Source organism: Pseudomonas sp. 5P_3.1_Bac2 (assembly GCF_025465995.1).
Classification (GTDB): domain Bacteria; phylum Pseudomonadota; class Gammaproteobacteria; order Pseudomonadales; family Pseudomonadaceae; genus Aquipseudomonas.
Map to the genome: position 1 here is coordinate 464316 of NZ_JANLNY010000004.1, position 16750 is coordinate 481065.

Genomic DNA, 16750 nt, shown 5'->3' on the forward strand with positions numbered 1-16750 from the left:
TCTGAACGGGGAGGGGATAATGCTGAAAGTCTACGGCGATGAGCGTTCCGGCAACTGCTACAAGATCAAGCTGATGTTGCATCTGCTAGGTCTTGAATACCAATGGGTAGCGGTTGATATCCTCAAAGGGGAAACGCGCACCGCGGAGTTTTTAAGCAAAAACCCCAATGGCAAAATCCCGGTGGTGGAGTTGGAGGACGGCAGTTATCTGTGGGAATCCAACGCCATCCTCAACTACCTGGCCGACGGCTCGGGCTTTTTGCCCAGCGAACCGCGCCTGCGCACTCAGGTGTTGCAGTGGCAGTTCTTTGAGCAGTACAGCCATGAGCCGAACGTCGCTGTGGCGCGCTTTATCCAGCTCTATCTGGGCCTGCCCGAAGAGCGGCGCAAGGAGTATGAGGCTTGCCAAATTCTCGGCTACCGCGCCCTGAAAGTGATGGAAGAACAACTGCAACGCACCACTTACTTAGTCGGTGAGCAGCTGTCGATTGCCGACGTTAGCCTGTATGCCTATACCCATGTGGCGGGCGAAGGTGGTTTTGACCTCAGCGGCTATCCGGCCATTGGCCGTTGGCTGCAGCAGGTTGCTGAGCAGCCCGGTTACATCGGCATGTATGACTGACAGCCTCTTCGGGGCGGCTTGCATGGCGCCCTTAAGCTTGGCTAAAACACTTATCATTCAATGATCTATCTGTTTGCGGGTCGCTGAATGCCGTCTCCTGTACAGCGCTATAAACGGCTTTTTGCCGCTGCCTTAGCGCGTTTATTCCCCAATACCACGGCTTACCTGCGTGCGGATCGCGAGGCCCAGGCCAGCTTGCGTGCGGCGCATATTAAAGCCAAGCCGGCACCGGGTAAGGCGCGGGCGAAAGCGCCGGCCAAGCAAGCAGCGGCCAAGTCGGCAGGCAAGGCCGAGGCTAATGCAGACAAGCCAAAGCGTAAGGCGCCTGCGCGCAGCAAGACGCTGCCGGGTATTTACGGTCCGGCTATGTTGCCAGTCGCTGCGGCGCAGATTACCGCCATGCGCGCTCAGGTTGAGCAGGCCGTGGTGGCGGGCAGCCTGCAGGCGCCATCGCCTGAACAGTGGGCGATGATCTTAAGCAGTCATCCTTTGACGCGAATCTTCGCCGGTGCCGGTTCCGGCAAGTCGACCACCTTGGTCCTGCGCGTGCTGTTTATGCTGACGCAACTCGGCATTAAGCCTGAGCAGATGACGGTGATTTCCTTTACCAATACCTCTTGCGCTGAGTTGCGCGAGCAATTGCTGAAGACGGCCAAGTCCCTCGGTTACCCGTTGGAGCAAAGCCAGGCGCGCATCATGGTACGCACTTTTCACTCGGCCATGGCAGTGCAGGCCAAGGCTCTGTTGGGTAGCCCCAGCTGGTTTGAACAGTTGCATGAGCAGGACGCTGCCGAGCTGGATAATCCGCTGGCCGCAGGGCGTTTACGCCCGCCGCAGCAGCGTTTGCTGAAGCAGGCTTATCAGCAGTGCTACAGCAGCCAGCCGCGTTTTGCCGAGCTGGTGCATAGCCTGCTTAACGAGCCGGCCAAAGCCTCCGCTACGGCTAAAGCGCCACTGACGCCCTTTGCCTTGGCCGGGGAATTCAGCGCCTTGCCGCTGCCGGAAGCGTTTTACGCCCAGGCCGGGTTTATCGAAAGTTTGGGCTTGGATATCGCCAAGATCGAGCTGAGCAAACTCAGTTGCAGCGCCGCTGAGCGCGATTTTGTCGAGGCGCTGCAATACTTTATGGCTAGCTTTAATAGCGCTTTGGCCGAACAAGGGTTGCTTAGCTTTAACAACGCTTTTGCCCAGCTCACTCAGCGCCTAAAACAGCCTGAGCCGCTGGCCGGTGAATTGCTGCAGCCTTTTAGCCATCTGTTGATCGATGAGTTTCAGGATATCTCGCCGCAAATTGTTAAATGGCTGCAAGCGGTGCAGGGCGCCCGGTCTGCTCAGGGCGAGGCGGTCAGTTTGATGGCCATTGGCGATGACTGGCAGTCGATTTACGGTTGGCGCGGCAGCTCGCCGCAGCTGTTTATCGACTTTGATCGGCATTTCCCCTGCAAGGCGGGTAAAGGCGCCGCTAAGCGCAGCGCGGTGCTTAACCTGACGCATAACTACCGGAGCATTGCGCCGATCATCAGCGATGCCGAGTTGCTGCTGGTGCCGGTCGCCTGCAAGCAAGACAAGGCCAGCCAGGCTCAGCGATCGACGCAAAAGGGCGAGCACGGGGTCAAGCTGGTGCGTGGCTTTGACAGCAAGACCGATCTGCCCAAGCTGATCGAGCAGATCGCCCAGCAGTGCGCCTTTGCCGCCGCACAAGCCAAGCCTGAACGCACTGCGGTGCTGCTGTTGAGTCGCCGCAACGAGCCGTTGAAGGCCATCAGCAGTCAGCTGGATAAGAAGTTGCCGGTCAAGACCGCCACTATCCACCGGGCGAAGGGGCTGCAGGCGCAAGTGGCGATGATTGTAGATGACTGTTTAGCGCCTCTGAGCCACCCGCTGCGCAATGCCTTGTATGCCTATACCGGGCTTTTTGCCAGCAGTTACGATCAGGCCATGCAGGACGAAGCTCTGCGTTTAGGCTATGTGGCCATCACCCGTGGGGTGAGTCGGGTGTTGTGGTTTTGTAACAAAGCTCAAGGCGCTACCAAGCTGTTGGCAGCAAAAGCGCGGCAGTAGGGATGTTTCGATATGGTGCAATCGTGTGGTTAAAAGTCGCTATATGTTTGCATATTGTTGGTAATTGATTTTCCTACAAAATTCCGAAAGTCCCAGTTAGAGCGGCTTTGTAGGGCTTAACCGATCAATGGAATGCAACTATCCAAAGTCAAGTTGCTGCTTTTTAGGGCGTGTTTTGTGACAATGCGCGCCCGCAATTCCAGAGTGCTATTGAATGCTCGCCTTATTTTCCGGCCTTGATGCATGGCTGATCGTTAGTTTGGTGGTCGCTGTGACCTTCGTCCTGGCGTTCGAATTTATCAATGGCTTTCACGATACGGCCAATGCTGTGGCTACCGTTATTTACACCAAGGCCATGACCCCCAATCTGGCGGTGTTCTCCTCTGGAGTGTTCAACTTCCTTGGGGTGCTATTAGGTGGCGTGGGTGTGGCCTACGCCATTGTCCATTTGCTGCCTGTAGAGCTGCTGATTAATGTCGACACCGGCCAAGGCTTGGTGATGGTGTTTTCGTTACTAGCGGCTGCCATTATGTGGAACCTCGGTACTTGGTACTTCGGTATCCCGGCTTCGAGTTCCCACACCCTTATCGGTTCGATCCTAGGCGTTGGCTTGGCTAACGCAGTGTTGACGGACATTACCGTTGCTGAGGGCGTTAACTGGCAAAAAGCTACTGACATTGGCATGTCGCTGCTGCTGTCGCCGCTCGCAGGTTTTGTGGTGGCAGGCCTGATTCTCTTGCTGCTTAAAGTGTGGAAGCCGTTGTCGACCATGCACAGCTCGCCAGAGGAGCGCATTGAGGTTAAAGGCAAGAAGCATCCACCTTTCTGGAACCGTTTAGTCCTGGTTTCTTCGGCCATGGCAGTAAGCTTTGTGCACGGCTCTAACGATGGTCAGAAGGGGATTGGTCTGATCATGTTGGTGCTGATCGGTATCGTGCCGGCGCAGTTTGCCCTCAACCTCAACAGCACCAGCTATGAGATCTCCCGTACGCGTGATGCTGCCGTGCACCTGGGGGACTTCTATCAGCGTAACTCGGCGTCCCTGAGCGAGTACCTGGCCTTGGGCAAACCGCAGCGCACTGAGCTGCCGAAAGTGTTCCGTTGCGATCCTGAGCAAACCGAAGCGACTTTGGCGTCCCTGATCAAGCTGTTGGACGGGGTGCGTGATTACTCCCAGCTCAAAGACTCTGACCGTATCGACATGCGTCGTTATCTGCTGTGCCTCGACGATGCTGCGCGCAAGGTCGGCAAGCTCGATGTGCTGCCTGCTAGCGAAAAACACGACTTGGACAAACTGCGCAAAGACTTGACCGAAACCACTGAATACGTACCGTTTTGGGTGGTTATCGCTGTGGCGCTGGCTTTGGGCTTAGGCACCATGGTGGGCTGGCGGCGTGTGGTTCGCACGGTCGGCGAGAAGATTGGTCGTGGCGGTATGACCTATGCCCAGGGTATGAGTGCCCAGGTGACGGCGGCAGTGGCCATTGGTATGGCCAACGTGTTCAGCCTGCCGGTTTCCACCACCCACGTATTGTCCTCTGGTGTGGCCGGGACCATGGTGGCAAACCGTAGCGGTTTGCAGGCCGGTACTGTGCGCACCATCTTGGTGGCTTGGGCGTTGACCTTGCCGGCCTCGATGGCCTTGGCGGCGGGCTTGTACCTGTCGGTGAGCTTCCTGTTCTACTAAGGCCTTTGCTGCTTTAGCGTCATGCACAACGCCCATGCTCTTGCATGGGCGTTGTCGTTTAGGCGTCGCGTAACAGGTCGTGGGCGTCGAGCAGGCGGTAGGCGATTTCTGGGCATTTTTCCAAGCCGCGGCGGATGGCGCTGGGCAGCGCCTGGCGGGTTTTGCGGCACAGCCCGGGTTGCGCCGCCATCTCGATGGCCAGGCCGCGCATGCTGCGCACTTCGTTATGACCTGGGACGACTGTCAGGTGAATGCCCAGTTGCTCGAACATGCGCCGCTGCAAGTGCTCAAGCTGCTCCAGGCTGTCGAGGTTTTCCAGGCGCTCAAGCAAGCGGCGTTCTTCGTGACGGGTCAGGCGCAAGATGCGCTGATCGCCGGCAGGATCTTCCAGCAACGCCTCGCGCCCGCAATCGCAGGTACCAGGTGGGCAGGGTTGGCGCATGGCTAAGGGCTGGTTCATGGCTGTCGATCATAGCCAGCTCAGTGGCGCTGCGGTAGTCAGTCCAGCGCTGGTCGGATGGACAAGCGCTGGCAACAATGGATAATTGCCTGACACCTAATTGAATCTAGCCCCCATGCGTTTTTTGCTGATCCTTTGGTTGATGTTCGCCTTACCGGTGCAAGCAGTGCTTGCGCTGGAGAGCGGCCATTGCCCGAGTGAAGGCGCGGCCGTGCAGCACTCGCATCAGGATGCACTGGCTCAGCAGCATGGCGCGGCCAGCGCTGCCCAGCACTGCGTCAGTCAAGGTCCGGCTAAGGCCCAGCTCAATCACTGCGGCTTCTGTGTGCTGTGCCCCGCGTTTGGGGGCATGCCGGCTAGTACTGGCAGGCTCGGCGCCGGGTTTAAGGCGCCGCAGCTGGCAGCGCTGGCCCAAGCCCATAGCAATCGGCATGCGGAAGTGCCGGATAAGCCACCGAAGTCCTCACTGCTTGGTTAAGCCTGCAAATGTGCCGCAGCGCTGCGGCTCTCTACCGATTGAGTGAGGAATACCCTGATGCGTACATCTACCTTGGGCCTGGCCCTGTTATTGAGCCTGCTGCCATACGCTGTCGCCCAAGCCAGCATGGATGAGCACGCCGGCCATCATGCCCCGACCGCGCCACAGCAAGCGACGGTCGATCGCAGCATCGCTGTGACGCTGAACGACAACATGCGTTTTAGTCCTGAGCAGATTCAGGTCAAGCAGGGCGAAACCATACGTTTTGTCTTGAGCAACCAGGGCCAGTTGGTCCATGAGTTTGTCTTGGGTAGCGCGCAGGAGCTTGCAGAGCACGCGGCAATGATGGCCTCCATGCCGGGCATGCAACATACCGACGCGGCCATGCAGAGCGTGGAGCCCGGCAGCACGGCTGAGTTGGTCTGGACCTTTAATCGGGCCGGCAAGGTGGACTTTGCCTGCTTACTGGCGGGGCACTTCCAGGCGGGAATGCGCGGTCAGGTTGAGGTGCTAGCGCCTTAAGGACGCTATGACGGGGCCGCAATGGCCCCGTTTGCCGCGTTTAGGCGTTGGCGAAGCGCTGCTCAAGATAGGCAATGATGGCCTTGGACTCATACATCCAGCGCACCTGGCCTTCTTCTTCGATTCGCAGGCACGGCACTTGTATCTTGCCGCCTTGTTGTTCCAATTCTTGGCGAGCTTGCGCGTCGTTTTTCGCGTCGCGCAGGGCCACAGGCACATTTAAACGGTGCAGGTTACGGCGGGTTTTGACGCAAAACGGGCAGCCACGGAATTGATACAGGCTCAGGTTTTTTGCGCTTTGCGCCACGGCTGTTTGGGCCTCAGGGCTGCGCTTGAGCTTAGCCGGGCGGGTCACCCAGTCGATGAAAATAATCAGTTGGCCGAGGCCTTGGCGAAGGGCGGTGATAATCATGCAGGGAACAACCTTGGGTGAATCGAACAGGGCGCGCAGCTTAACCCACTTGGCCAGGCGGTGGCAGGGGGAGCACCGTCAGTGGTTGCTGGGCGGCGCAGCGGGCATAATGCGGCGCTGATGCGGTTGGCCAAGGTCGAGAAGTGATGAAACCCGAAGATTTACTCCTGCTGGTGACCCGCGAGATGCCCTTTGGCAAATACCAAGGTCGCCTGCTCGCCGATCTGCCCGGCAACTACCTGAACTGGTTTGCCCGCGAAGGCTTTCCCAAGGGGGAGATCGGACGTTTGTTGGCGCTGATGCAGGAGATCGATCACAACGGCTTATCCGGCTTGCTCGATCCACTGCGCAGCAAGCCCCGGCAAAGCTTCAAGGATCGGCCTTAAGCGGCCCCACACAAGCAATAAAAAACCGGCCCTAGGCCGGTTTTTTATTGGCGGGTTACTCGCCCGTTTGACTGACGGGTTCAGCTGCGGCTTCGCCGGGCAGTGGCTGCACTTCGACAAACGGCAGCTCCAAGCGCTCGCTGCTCCAGGCGCGAGTGCTGTTGGTCAGGGCCAGATTGCCGTCCAGTTTCTGCCCGTAGGTCGGCACGATAGTTTTCAGCTTGGCCTGCCACTCTGGGCTCTTCACCTTATCCTTGAAGGTCTTTTCCAGCAGGCTGAGCATGATTGGCGCGGCGGTCGAGGCGCCTGGCGAGGCGCCGAGCAGGGCGGCGATGCTGCCATCGGCGGCGCTGACCACTTCAGTGCCAAACTGCAGTACGCCACCTAGCTTGGCGTCCTTCTTGATCACCTGCACGCGCTGACCGGCTTGAATCAGCTGCCAGTCTTCGGCTTTGGCCTCTGGGAAGTACTCGCGTAGCGCGGCCAGACGGTCGTTGTCGCTGAGCATCAACTGACCGATCAGGTAGGTGCTGAGGTCCATGTTATCCAGGCCGGCGCTGAGCATCGGGCTCAGGTTATGGCTGGTCATGGCTGCGAACATATCGAGGTGCGAGCCGTTTTTCAGGAACTTGGTGGAGAATGTGGCGAAAGGTCCGAACAGCAGCACCTTCTTACCATCGATAACCCGGGTGTCCAGGTGCGGTACCGACATCGGTGGCGAGCCCACCGAGGCTTTGCCATACACCTTGGCCTGGTGCTGGGCGACGATTTGCGGGTTGCTGGTGGTCAGGAACGAGCCGCCCACCGGGAAACCGGCATAGCCGTCAGCCTCTGGGATGTTGGAGAGTTGCAGCAGTTTCAGCGCTGCACCGCCGGCGCCGATAAACACGAACTTGGCATTTACCGAGCTGAGTTTCTCGCCATTGGCCAGATCGGCCACGACCACCTGCCAAGTACCGTCGGAGTTGCGTTTGATATCGCGCACTTCTTGTTTGAGGTGCAGCTTGAACTCAGGCTTCTGGCTCAGGGAGTTGAACAGTTGCTGGGTGATTTCGCCGAAGTTGACGTCGGTGCCGATGCTCACCCGGGTCGCCGCGATTTTCTGCTCAGGCGCGCGGCCCTGCATGATCAATGGCACCCACTGTTTGATCTGCGCCGGATCTTCGGAGTACTCCATGCCACGGAACAGGGTGCTGGCTTGCAGCGCGGCATGGCGCTTCTTGAGGAAGGCAACGTTGTCGTCACCCCAGACGAAGCTCATGTGCGGCGCGTTATTGATAAAGGATTTGGGGTTATTCAGAACTTTCTGCTCGATCTGATAGGCCCAGAACTGTTTGGATATCTCGAAGGATTCGTTGATCGCCACGGCTTTGCTGATGTCGATGCTGCCATCGGCGACTTCCGGGGTGTAGTTCAGTTCGGCGTAGGCCGAGTGACCGGTGCCGGCGTTGTTCCACGGGTTAGAGCTTTCACTGGCGACATGGTCGAGGCGCTCGTAGGCGTCGATCTTCCAGGTCGGTTCCAGTTCGTTAAGGTAGGTGCCGAGGGTGGCGCTCATGATGCCGCCGCCGATCAGCAATACATCCACTTCACGTTGCGCCTCGGGTGCTTTAGAGCAGCCCACGACGCTAACGCAGAGTAAGGTCAGCAAGAGTTTTTTCATAAGTAACCATTCCTTTGGTGAAGCGAGAGCGCAGTGCTCAGTTTAGAAGAGTCGCAGCGCTTTGCTGGTGGGCTTGCCGGTTTGAGCAGGCAGTCACGCTCTACCTGGCAGATGCAGGGGGCTTAAGGTGCGCGGCGGGCCGCAGACATCGCACAAAGCGTGCCAGAGCCAGTCTGAGGCCAGCGGCTTAGGCTTAGGGCTGGATAAGCAGGGAAGGGGGCGGGTAAGTTGTGGCGAGTTTTCGCCAGTTACCGGCGTCGGGGCAGCTACTGGCGGCGAATATTCGCCGGGCTAAAAGCAAAAAAACCGGCCTGAGCCGGTTTTTTAGAAGGCAGAGTTTAGGCGTTGATCAAACTCAGGAACTCGCTGCGGGTGGCGGCGTTTTCACGGAATTCACCGAGCATCACCGAAGTCACCATGGACGAGTTCTGCTTTTCCACGCCGCGCATCATCATGCACATGTGCTGCGCTTCGATGACCACGGCCACGCCTAAGGCGCCAGTCACTTGCTGGATCGCCTCGGCGATCTGGCGGCTGAGGTTTTCCTGGATTTGCAGGCGCCGCGCGTACATGTCGACGATGCGCGCCACCTTGGACAGACCTAACACTTTGCCGCTCGGGATATAAGCCACGTGGGCTTTGCCGATGAATGGCAGCAAGTGGTGTTCGCACAACGAATACAGCTCGATGTTTTTTACCAGCACCATTTCGCTGTTATCAGAGCTGAACAGGGCACCGTTGGTGACCTCTTCCAGCGTCTGCGAATAACCGCGGCACAGGTACTGCATGGCCTTCGCCGCGCGCTTAGGGGTATCGAGGAGGCCTTCGCGGGATACATCCTCGCCAAGTTGGCCGAGGATCGCGGTGTAGTTCTGTTCCAGGGACATGGACAATCTCGTTGGTCTTTCAAAGGGCGCAGGTTAGGGCGCAAATCGGTGACAGGCAAGTGTCGCGTCTCGTCTGCCGGCGTGTTTATTCGTCGCGACCATCCATCATGGTGCGCTTTAGCATCAGGTAAATCGCCCCGGTGCCGCCGTGTTTGGCCAGGCATGAGGTAAAGCCCAAAACTTGTGGATGCTGACGTAGCCAAGTGTTGACGTGGCTTTTCAGCATGGGCGCGCGGCCGTCTTTGCGCGCCGCTTTGCCGTGGGTCACGCGCACGCAGCGGATCTCCAGCTTGTTGGCTTCGGCAATAAACTCCCAGAGGATGTCGCGGGCTTTTTCCACGCTCATGCCGTGCAGGTCGATGCTGCCCTCAAAGCTGATCTGGCCCAGCTTGAGCTTGCGCATCTGGCCTTCTTGCACACCATTGGCAGCCCAGTACAGCGGGTCTTCGGCGCCGACGTCGATGACGAACTGATCGGACAGGCCATCGACCTTGACCGACTCCACCCGCGCGGTGGCGGCTTGGCGCAACGTCGCCAATTGCGCGCGGTTGGGTTTCGGTTTGCCGGTGTCGGCGCGGTCGTGTTTGATCGGCTTAACGCCGCGCAGCTCGGCTTTAAATAGGGAAAAATCGTCGTCTTGCATTGGGGCCTCCACCAAGGCCGCTAGTGTAAACGAAGCGAAAGCGCTTGGTGGTGGTCAGCGCGCTGCCTGTGGCGCGCTTCAGTCGCGTTTTTTCATTAGATGGGGGGCCATGCTCAGGTCACTGTTACGCCGCAGACGGCGGCGCAAGCTGCGCCAGAGCAGCACGCCAGCGCTGCTTAGCAGCAAGCCGCCGAGCACCGCCAGCGCGGCAGCGATGGGGGATTGATTGAGGCTGGCGAGGCTGCTGGGCTGGCTGATGATCGAAATTATCCCGGCTGCGGCAAGCACCACGCCGAGGATTACCAAGAGGGCGGCGAACACTGCGCCGAGTAAGCCCAACCAAGTCCGGCGACCTCGTGGGCGCAGGCGGCGGGCGTCAAAACCATCGGATAACTTCATCCCGATTTCCTTAAGGGTGTCCGCGGTATGACCGGCGCCGCTGGTGGTGGTTCAACCTTGGCGACCCAGGTGCCGCTGGCCCTGGGTCCACACCTGAAGGTTTAGCGCAAGGCGCTGGCGTTAGGTACGACCACGGCGAAGTTATCGGCGAGGGCAATCATTTGCGTGCGGTGCATGTCTGCCGCGCTGATCACCTGGCCGTCCATGGTCGGCAGGTCGCGAGTGGCACAGGCGGCGTCGACCACGGTGCAGCGGTAGCCATAATCCTTGGTGGCGCGCACGGTGGAGCTGATGCTGGAGTGGGTCATAAAGCCGCAGATGATCAAGTCTAGGTTGCCCAGACTCTGCAAATGCTCATGCAGCTCGGTGCCGCTAAAGGCGTTAGGCAGGCGCTTCTCGAGGATTCGCTCACCGGGCAGCGGCGCCACTTCAGGCAGGTGTTTACCCCGTGGGCCACGGGGGTCGAGTAGACCGTCGGGAATGCCCAGGTGTTTGATGTGCACGATCGGGGTGCCGCGTTCACGGGCAGTGGCCAGCAGTTTGGCGATCTCGCTCACTGCGGCATCCAGGCCAGGCAGTTTCAACACGCCACTGCGGTACTCCTCCTGAGCGTCGATCACCAATAAGGTGGCGTTGCCCAGACTGGCCGCCGCGTGGGTGCGGCCGGTAAGGGCGAACATGGTTTGTGGGGTGGACATGGCAGGAACTCCAATCTGGCATGGACGATGGTTCTATTGTGGCGCTCTAGGACGCTGCTGGGAACCTCAGCACGGCAACTTTGCCAATCTAACAGGCTTAAGGCCATGGGCTGGGCCGTGCAACCGACAGCTGGAGATGGCATAGGTGTACGTGCGTACTTAGCTTGTTGACCACTGCAATAGGCTAGAATGGGCCCATTTACCCCTGCGGAGAGCTGTCGTGAGCGAAGCTACACCCATTCAAACTCGCCTGCGCACTATGCGCGATTACATTCGCTGGGCGGTAAGCCGCTTCCATCAAGAACAACTGTTCTTCGGTCACGGCACTGATAACGCTTGGGATGAGGCCCGGCAGCTGGTGCTTGGCGCCTTGCATCTGCCGTTTGCCATCGCTGATAGCTACCTCGATTGCCGCTTAGAAGACGACGAGCATGCCATGCTCCGTGACCTGCTGCGTCAGCGCATTGAGCAGCGCGTGCCGACCGCCTATTTGCTCGGTGAAGCATGGTTTTGTAACTTGCCGTTTATTGTCGATGAGCGCGTGTTGGTGCCGCGTTCGCCGATTGCTGAGCTGATTGATCAGCACTTCGCTCCGTGGCTGGCGGATGAGCCCGCGCGGATTTTGGACCTGTGCACCGGTTCGGGTTGCATCGGCATTGCCTGTGCTTATGAGTTCCCCGAGGCCGAGGTGGTGTTGGCGGATCTGTCGTTTGATGCGCTGGAAGTGGCTAACCAAAATATCGAACGCCATGAGCTGGGCGAGCGCGTGTATACCGTGCAGGGCGATGGGTTTGCCGAGTTGCCGGGGCAGCGTTTTGATCTGATCGTGTCCAACCCGCCGTATGTGGATGCCGAAGATTTCGCCGACATGCCAGCCGAATACCAGCACGAGCCCGAGATGGGCTTAGCCTGCGGTGAAGACGGTTTGGACTTAGTACGGCGGATGCTGGCTGAGGCGGCGGATCACCTCAATGAGCGTGGCGTGCTGATCGTTGAAGTGGGCAATAGTCAGGTGCATGTCGAGGCGCTGTACCCTGAAGTGGACTTCACTTGGCTGGAGTTCGAGCGTGGCGGTCACGGCGTGTTCCTGCTGCCGGCTAAGCTTTGCCGTGAGCATCAGGCGCTGTTTAAACAGCGCCTGAATGGCTGATTAACGCAGCTGCAAATGGCGGCTCAGCAGTGCGCGCAGGGCCGCTGGTTTGACCGGCTTGGGCAGGAAGTCGAGGCCAGCGGCATGCACCTGAGCGATCAGCTCCGGGCGGCCGTCAGCGCTGATCACCACGCCCGGTAGCGGGCAGTCGAGGCGGGTGCGTAGCCAGGCCATCAGCTCGGTGCCGGTTTCGCCGTCATCCAAGTGATAATCCACCAGTGCCAGTTGCGGCAGGGCGTTGCCTTGTAGCAGTTGCTCACATTCCTCGCGATTACGCGCCGTCCACACTTGGCAGCCCCAGCGTGACAGCAGGCTGCGCATGCCGGTGAGAATGCTTGCCTCGTTATCGATGCACAGCACTTGGGTGCCGGCCAGGGCTTGGCCGTTTGCCTCGCCCGTCACGCTTGGCAGCACCAACGCAGCCTGGCGGGCCAAGGGTACGCTGACGCTAAATACGCTGCCGTGGCCGGGCCAGGAGCGCACTTCAAGCGGGTGGCCGAGTACTCGGCACAGGCCGTCGGCAATCGCCAAACCGAGGCCTAAGCCTTTTTCGGCGCGGGTTTGGTGGCTGTCCAGGCGCTTAAATTCCTCGAAGATCACCTTGCGTTTGTCCTCGGCAATGCCGGGGCCGCGATCCCAGACCTCTAAGCGCAGGTTTTGCCCGGTGCGGCGTACGCCCAGCAGCACCGGGCCTTTGCCATAGCGCAGGGCATTGGTGAGGAAATTTTGCAGCACCCGGCGCAGCAGTTTGCTGTCGCTGTCGATCATCAGGCGGCTGCTGCGCACGCGGAAGTCCACGCCGTGCTCGGCGGCCAGCACTTTAAACTCCGCACCCAAGGTGTCGAACAGGCTATTGAGGGCAAAGCCACGGCGCTCTGGAGTGATGCGGCCGTTTTCCAAACGCGAGATGTCGAGCAGGTCACTGATCAGGTCTTCGGCCGAACGCAGCGAGCTGTCGAGGTGACGGACCAGCTCACGGGCTTCGTCGGGCAGGGCCTGCTCCTGATGGGACAGCGCCGCTGAGAACAGGCGGGCGGCATTCAGGGGCTGCATCAGGTCATGGCTGACCGCAGCCAAAAAGCGGGTCTTCGACTGGTTGGCCGATTCCGCCACGGCTTTGGCGTCGATCAGGGCCTGGTTGAGTTGCGACAGTTCTTGGGTGCGCTCCAGTACGCGCTGTTCCAAGCTCTCATTGGCTTCTTTAAGGCCGCGTTCGGCTTCGCGGAATTCGGTGATGTCGGTGAAGCTCATCACAAAGCCGCCGCCGGGCATGGGGTTGCCAATCAGCTCAATCACCCGGCCATTGGGGAACAGGCGCTCGGAGGTGTGCGCGGTGCCTTGGCGCATCCAGTAAAGGCGCTTGTTGACGTGGGCATCGATATCGCCGCCGCCTAAAAGACCGCGCTCAGCGTTAAAGCGGATGATGTCGGCGATGGGCCGGCCTACGTAAATCAGGCCATCGGGGTAGTTGAACAGCTCGATATAACGGTGGTTCCACGCCACCAGACGCAGGGACTGGTCGACCACGCTGATGCCCTGGGTGATGTTTTCAATCGCTCCTTGCAGCAGGGCGCGGTTGAATTGCAGCACCTCGGAGGCTTCGTCGACGATGCGCACCACATCCTCGACGTGCATATCGCGGCCTTCAATGGCGGCTTTAACCACCGCGCGGGTGGAGGAGGCACCCAAGACGCCAGCGAGCAGGCGCTCAGTGTGGGCGATCCACTCACTGGTGGCCGGCTGGCTGGGGTCGTAGGTTTTGCCTTGGTGCAGGGCAAAGCGGCTAAAGCTGCTCAGGGCACGCTCTTCACCCACAAAGCGCCCGGCCAACAGCAGCAAGTCGCTGAGCTGCACGGCCAGCAGGCTGCGGTTGCTCGCCCGGCTGCCAAGGTCATGGCCGATAAACCGCCCGGCCTGCCAGTGTTCGGTGACGCGGGTGCGGGAAAAGTACGAGACCCAGGCGAACAGCAGGAAGTTGCCGGCCAGCGACAACACCACGCCACGGGTCAGTGGGTCGACATGGATGCCGATCGGACCGTAGAGCAGGGTTTCCAAACCGGGCAGGGCGTTCAGCGGCCAGCCCAGGCTGCGCGCGACCAGTGGAATCACCAGGGTATAGAGCCAGATCAGCGCGCCGATCAACAGCCCGGCAAACACCCCACGGCGGTTCGCTTGCTTCCACACCAGCGCACCAAACATGGCTGGCGCCAGTTGGCCGATGGCGGCAAAGGATACTTGGCCGATGGTGGCCAGGCTGGCGTTGGAGCCGAGCAGGCGGTAACACACATAGGCCAACAGCAGGATCATCAGGATGCTGATCCGGCGGGCGCTGAGCATCCAGTGGCGGAACGCCTCGAATGGTCGCTCAGTGGTCTGCTTGCGCAGCAGCCAGGGCAGCAGCATGTCGTTGGAGATCATGGTCGACAGCGCCACTGAGGCCACAATCACCATGCCGGTGGCCGCCGAAGCGCCGCCGATAAAAGCCAGCAAGGCCAGCGCTGGATGGGCTTCGGCCAAGGGGAGGCTGATCACGAAGGAGTCGGGGCTGACATCCCAGGGCAGGACCATCTGCCCGGCCAAGGCAATCGGCACCACAAACAGCGCAGCCAGCAGCAGATACGCCGGGAATACCCAGCGCGCCAGGCGCAAATCATTAGGCTCGATGTTCTCCACCACGGCCACGTGGAACTGCCTGGGCAAGCAGACGATGGCGATCATGGCCAGGCCGGTTTGCATCATCATCGCCGGCCAGTTGATGCTTTCATTCCAGAAACTTTCCAGTTCCGGATTGGCCCGCGCTTGGCTGTACAGATCGCCGAAGCCGTTAAACAGGCCGTAAGTCACGAAGGTGCCGACCGCCAAGAAAGCCAGCAGCTTAACCAGCGACTCAAAGGCAATCGCCAGCACCATGCCACGGTGGTGCTCGGTGACATCGAGGTTGCGCGTACCGAACAAGATGGTGAACAGCGCCAGGATCAGTGACACGATCAGGGCCGTGTCTTGGGCGCTGCTGGTGATGCTGCTGCCGCCTTCGCCAATCAGCAGATTAACGCCGAGCACGATGCCCTTGAGCTGCAAGGCGATATAGGGCAACACGCCGACTAAACAGACCAGCGCCACCACCACGGCCAGGGTCTGAGATTTGCCATAGCGCGCGGCGATAAAGTCGGCAATCGAGGTGATGTTTTCTTGCTTGCTGATCATCACCATCTTGCGCAGTACCCACGGCGCAAATAGCAGAATCAGGATGGGGCCCAGATAAATCGGCAGAAATGACCACAGTTGTTCGGTGGCCTGGCCGACCGCGCCGAAGAAGGTCCAGCTGGTGCAGTACACCGCGAGCGACAGGCTGTACACCCACGCGCGTACCTTGGGCGGCATGGGCTTGGCGCGCCGGTCGCCATAGAAGGCGATGACGAACAGGATGGCCATGTAAATCAGGGCGACAACGGCAATCAGCCCGCTGGACAGGGTCATGCATTCTCCAACCTGGAAAGGGGCAAGCAGCAGAGCCGGTGAGCGCTCCTGCCGAGCTTAGTCTATCAAGTAGGCAAAGTGTGGCAGTTAGGCCCTTGCGGGTCAGGCCGACCAAGGTCGTATGCGCTTATTTGTCACGTAGCCCGGCTTCTTCAGCGTTACCCAAGGAGTTAACACTTTCAGGCTATACCGCTGGCAGCGCCAGGCTGATCAGGATCTACAGCGGCAGATAACCGCAGGTGACGCTGATGCCGCCATAAACGCCTGCCAGCCGTGCCGGGCGCTCGCTAAAGCTGGTGCCGTGGCCAAACGCAATTAGAGTCAGCCAGCTGCTGCCAGCGCTTATCGTTCCTGCTATTTGGCTAAGGCCCATAGGCCAGGTGAAGCCAATCACAGCCGCACCATCAGCCGCGCCGGATTAATTAGCAGGCAGGCAAGTAATTCGGGAACCGCAGCCGTATCAATTCGATCCAAGGGAGCGCAACTGCACTAATGTGCCATTCCATAATTGCGCGGGAAAGTGCACTTTAGCGCTCAAGATGGCCCATTGCCTTAATGGCGGTTAGACGATACTTCGCAACCGGCACGTGCCTGAGGTGTATGAACAATGTTTAAACCGCAACTGGTGACCTTGCAGCGCGGCGCTCTGCGTATCGAGCCTTTGGCTGATGCGGATATTCCGGCGCTGGTCACCCTGGCTGAAGCCAACCGCCAAGAGTTGGTCTACATGAACGGTACCCAGCGCTTGGACTGGTACCGCGAAGCCTTATTGCAACAGCGCGAGGGGCAAGCGATTGTCTTCACCATCCGCGTTGGCGATGAGTTAGTCGGCACCAGCCGCTTCGCCGACTTCAACAACAGTCTGCCTGCCGCTGAAATCGGTTGGACCTGGCTCGATCAGGCCCAGCACGGCAGTGGTCTGAACAGCGTAATCAAGTACCTGATGCTCAAACATGCCTTTGAGAGCTGGAGCATGGTGCGCGTGCAGCTGAAAACCGCGGCCAGCAACCTGCGCTCGCAACGCGCCATCGAAAAACTCGGCGCCCAACGCGAAGGCCTGCTGCGCAACCACCGCCGCTTGGCCGACGGCCGTCTGGACGACACGGTGATGTACAGCATCACCGACACCGAATGGCCCTTGGTTAAACAGCAGCTGGAGGCGGGGTTTAACCGTTAAGTATCTTTAGCGCAGCTGATTGCTGAGA

General features: G+C 59.5%; 16 protein-coding genes. 8 read left to right on the plus strand and 8 right to left on the minus strand.

Annotated features, from left to right (window positions below):
* The first annotated feature begins 19 nt into the window (after positions 1–19).
* The 3 genes from NTD81_RS03525 to NTD81_RS03535 all read left to right on the plus strand — a co-directional run bounded on the left by NTD81_RS03525 (position 20) and on the right by NTD81_RS03535 (position 4370).
* Positions 20–622, plus strand: a complete 603-nt coding sequence (locus NTD81_RS03525) for a glutathione S-transferase family protein (RefSeq protein ID WP_262179471.1) — start codon at positions 20–22, stop codon at positions 620–622.
* A gap of 87 nt (positions 623–709) precedes the next feature.
* Complete coding sequence (locus NTD81_RS03530; protein ID WP_262179473.1) at positions 710–2683, plus strand: DEAD/DEAH box helicase; 1974 nt, start codon at positions 710–712, stop codon at positions 2681–2683.
* A 214-nt stretch (positions 2684–2897) separates the two neighbouring features.
* Positions 2898–4370: an inorganic phosphate transporter gene (locus tag NTD81_RS03535; protein ID WP_262179475.1), complete on the plus strand. Its 1473-nt coding sequence runs from the start codon at positions 2898–2900 to the stop codon at positions 4368–4370.
* A gap of 58 nt (positions 4371–4428) precedes the next feature.
* Here the strand turns inward: NTD81_RS03535 and NTD81_RS03540 are convergent, their stop codons facing one another.
* Positions 4429–4830 carry a hypothetical protein gene (locus NTD81_RS03540; protein WP_262179477.1) on the minus strand — a complete coding sequence of 134 codons (402 nt, stop codon included), beginning with the start codon at positions 4828–4830 and terminating at the stop codon, positions 4429–4431.
* A 115-nt stretch (positions 4831–4945) separates the two neighbouring features.
* On the opposite strand from NTD81_RS03540, the gene NTD81_RS03545 reads away from it, so the two are divergent.
* Positions 4946–5308 carry a hypothetical protein gene (locus tag NTD81_RS03545; RefSeq protein WP_262179479.1) on the plus strand — a complete coding sequence of 121 codons (363 nt, stop codon included), beginning with the start codon at positions 4946–4948 and terminating at the stop codon, positions 5306–5308.
* 57 nt (positions 5309–5365) lie between these two features.
* A complete protein-coding gene (locus tag NTD81_RS03550; protein ID WP_262179481.1) occupies positions 5366–5830 on the plus strand; it encodes a cupredoxin family protein in 465 nt (154 codons plus the stop codon).
* Between the two features lie 40 nt (positions 5831–5870).
* Here the strand turns inward: NTD81_RS03550 and NTD81_RS03555 are convergent, their stop codons facing one another.
* Entirely contained in the window at positions 5871–6242 is a 372-nt protein-coding gene (locus NTD81_RS03555; RefSeq protein WP_262179483.1) for a glutaredoxin family protein, read from the minus strand.
* A 146-nt stretch (positions 6243–6388) separates the two neighbouring features.
* Here NTD81_RS03555 and NTD81_RS03560 point away from each other — a divergent pair, with 146 nt between their 5' ends.
* Positions 6389–6628, plus strand: a complete 240-nt coding sequence (locus tag NTD81_RS03560; RefSeq protein ID WP_262179484.1) for a DUF3820 family protein — start codon at positions 6389–6391, stop codon at positions 6626–6628.
* A 55-nt stretch (positions 6629–6683) separates the two neighbouring features.
* Here NTD81_RS03560 and NTD81_RS03565 read toward each other — a convergent pair whose 3' ends face one another.
* The 5 genes from NTD81_RS03565 to NTD81_RS03585 form a co-directional block, all read right to left on the minus strand.
* Positions 6684–8291, minus strand: coding sequence for a malate:quinone oxidoreductase (locus tag NTD81_RS03565; protein WP_262179486.1), 1608 nt, complete (start codon positions 8289–8291; stop codon positions 6684–6686).
* 338 nt (positions 8292–8629) lie between these two features.
* Complete coding sequence (gene folE / locus NTD81_RS03570) at positions 8630–9178, minus strand: GTP cyclohydrolase I FolE (protein WP_262179488.1); 549 nt, start codon at positions 9176–9178, stop codon at positions 8630–8632.
* An 85-nt stretch (positions 9179–9263) separates the two neighbouring features.
* Positions 9264–9821 (minus strand): Smr/MutS family protein, encoded by a 558-nt coding sequence (locus NTD81_RS03575; protein WP_262179490.1) that lies wholly within the window; start codon positions 9819–9821, stop codon positions 9264–9266.
* 78 nt (positions 9822–9899) lie between these two features.
* The gene (locus tag NTD81_RS03580) at positions 9900–10220 is read right to left on the minus strand and encodes a hypothetical protein (protein WP_262179492.1); all 321 of its coding nucleotides are present in this window, start codon (positions 10218–10220) and stop codon (positions 9900–9902) included.
* Between the two features lie 101 nt (positions 10221–10321).
* Positions 10322–10918, minus strand: a complete 597-nt coding sequence (locus tag NTD81_RS03585) for a cysteine hydrolase family protein (protein WP_262179493.1) — start codon at positions 10916–10918, stop codon at positions 10322–10324.
* A 259-nt stretch (positions 10919–11177) separates the two neighbouring features.
* Here NTD81_RS03585 and prmB point away from each other — a divergent pair, with 259 nt between their 5' ends.
* Complete coding sequence (gene prmB / locus NTD81_RS03590; protein ID WP_262179841.1) at positions 11178–12068, plus strand: 50S ribosomal protein L3 N(5)-glutamine methyltransferase; 891 nt, start codon at positions 11178–11180, stop codon at positions 12066–12068.
* Here prmB and NTD81_RS03595 read toward each other — a convergent pair whose 3' ends face one another.
* Positions 12069–15545, minus strand: coding sequence for a NahK/ErcS family hybrid sensor histidine kinase/response regulator (locus NTD81_RS03595; RefSeq protein WP_262179495.1), 3477 nt, complete (start codon positions 15543–15545; stop codon positions 12069–12071).
* Between the two features lie 607 nt (positions 15546–16152).
* Here NTD81_RS03595 and NTD81_RS03600 point away from each other — a divergent pair.
* Complete coding sequence (locus NTD81_RS03600) at positions 16153–16722, plus strand: GNAT family N-acetyltransferase (RefSeq protein WP_262179497.1); 570 nt, start codon at positions 16153–16155, stop codon at positions 16720–16722.
* Positions 16723–16750 lie beyond the last annotated feature (28 nt).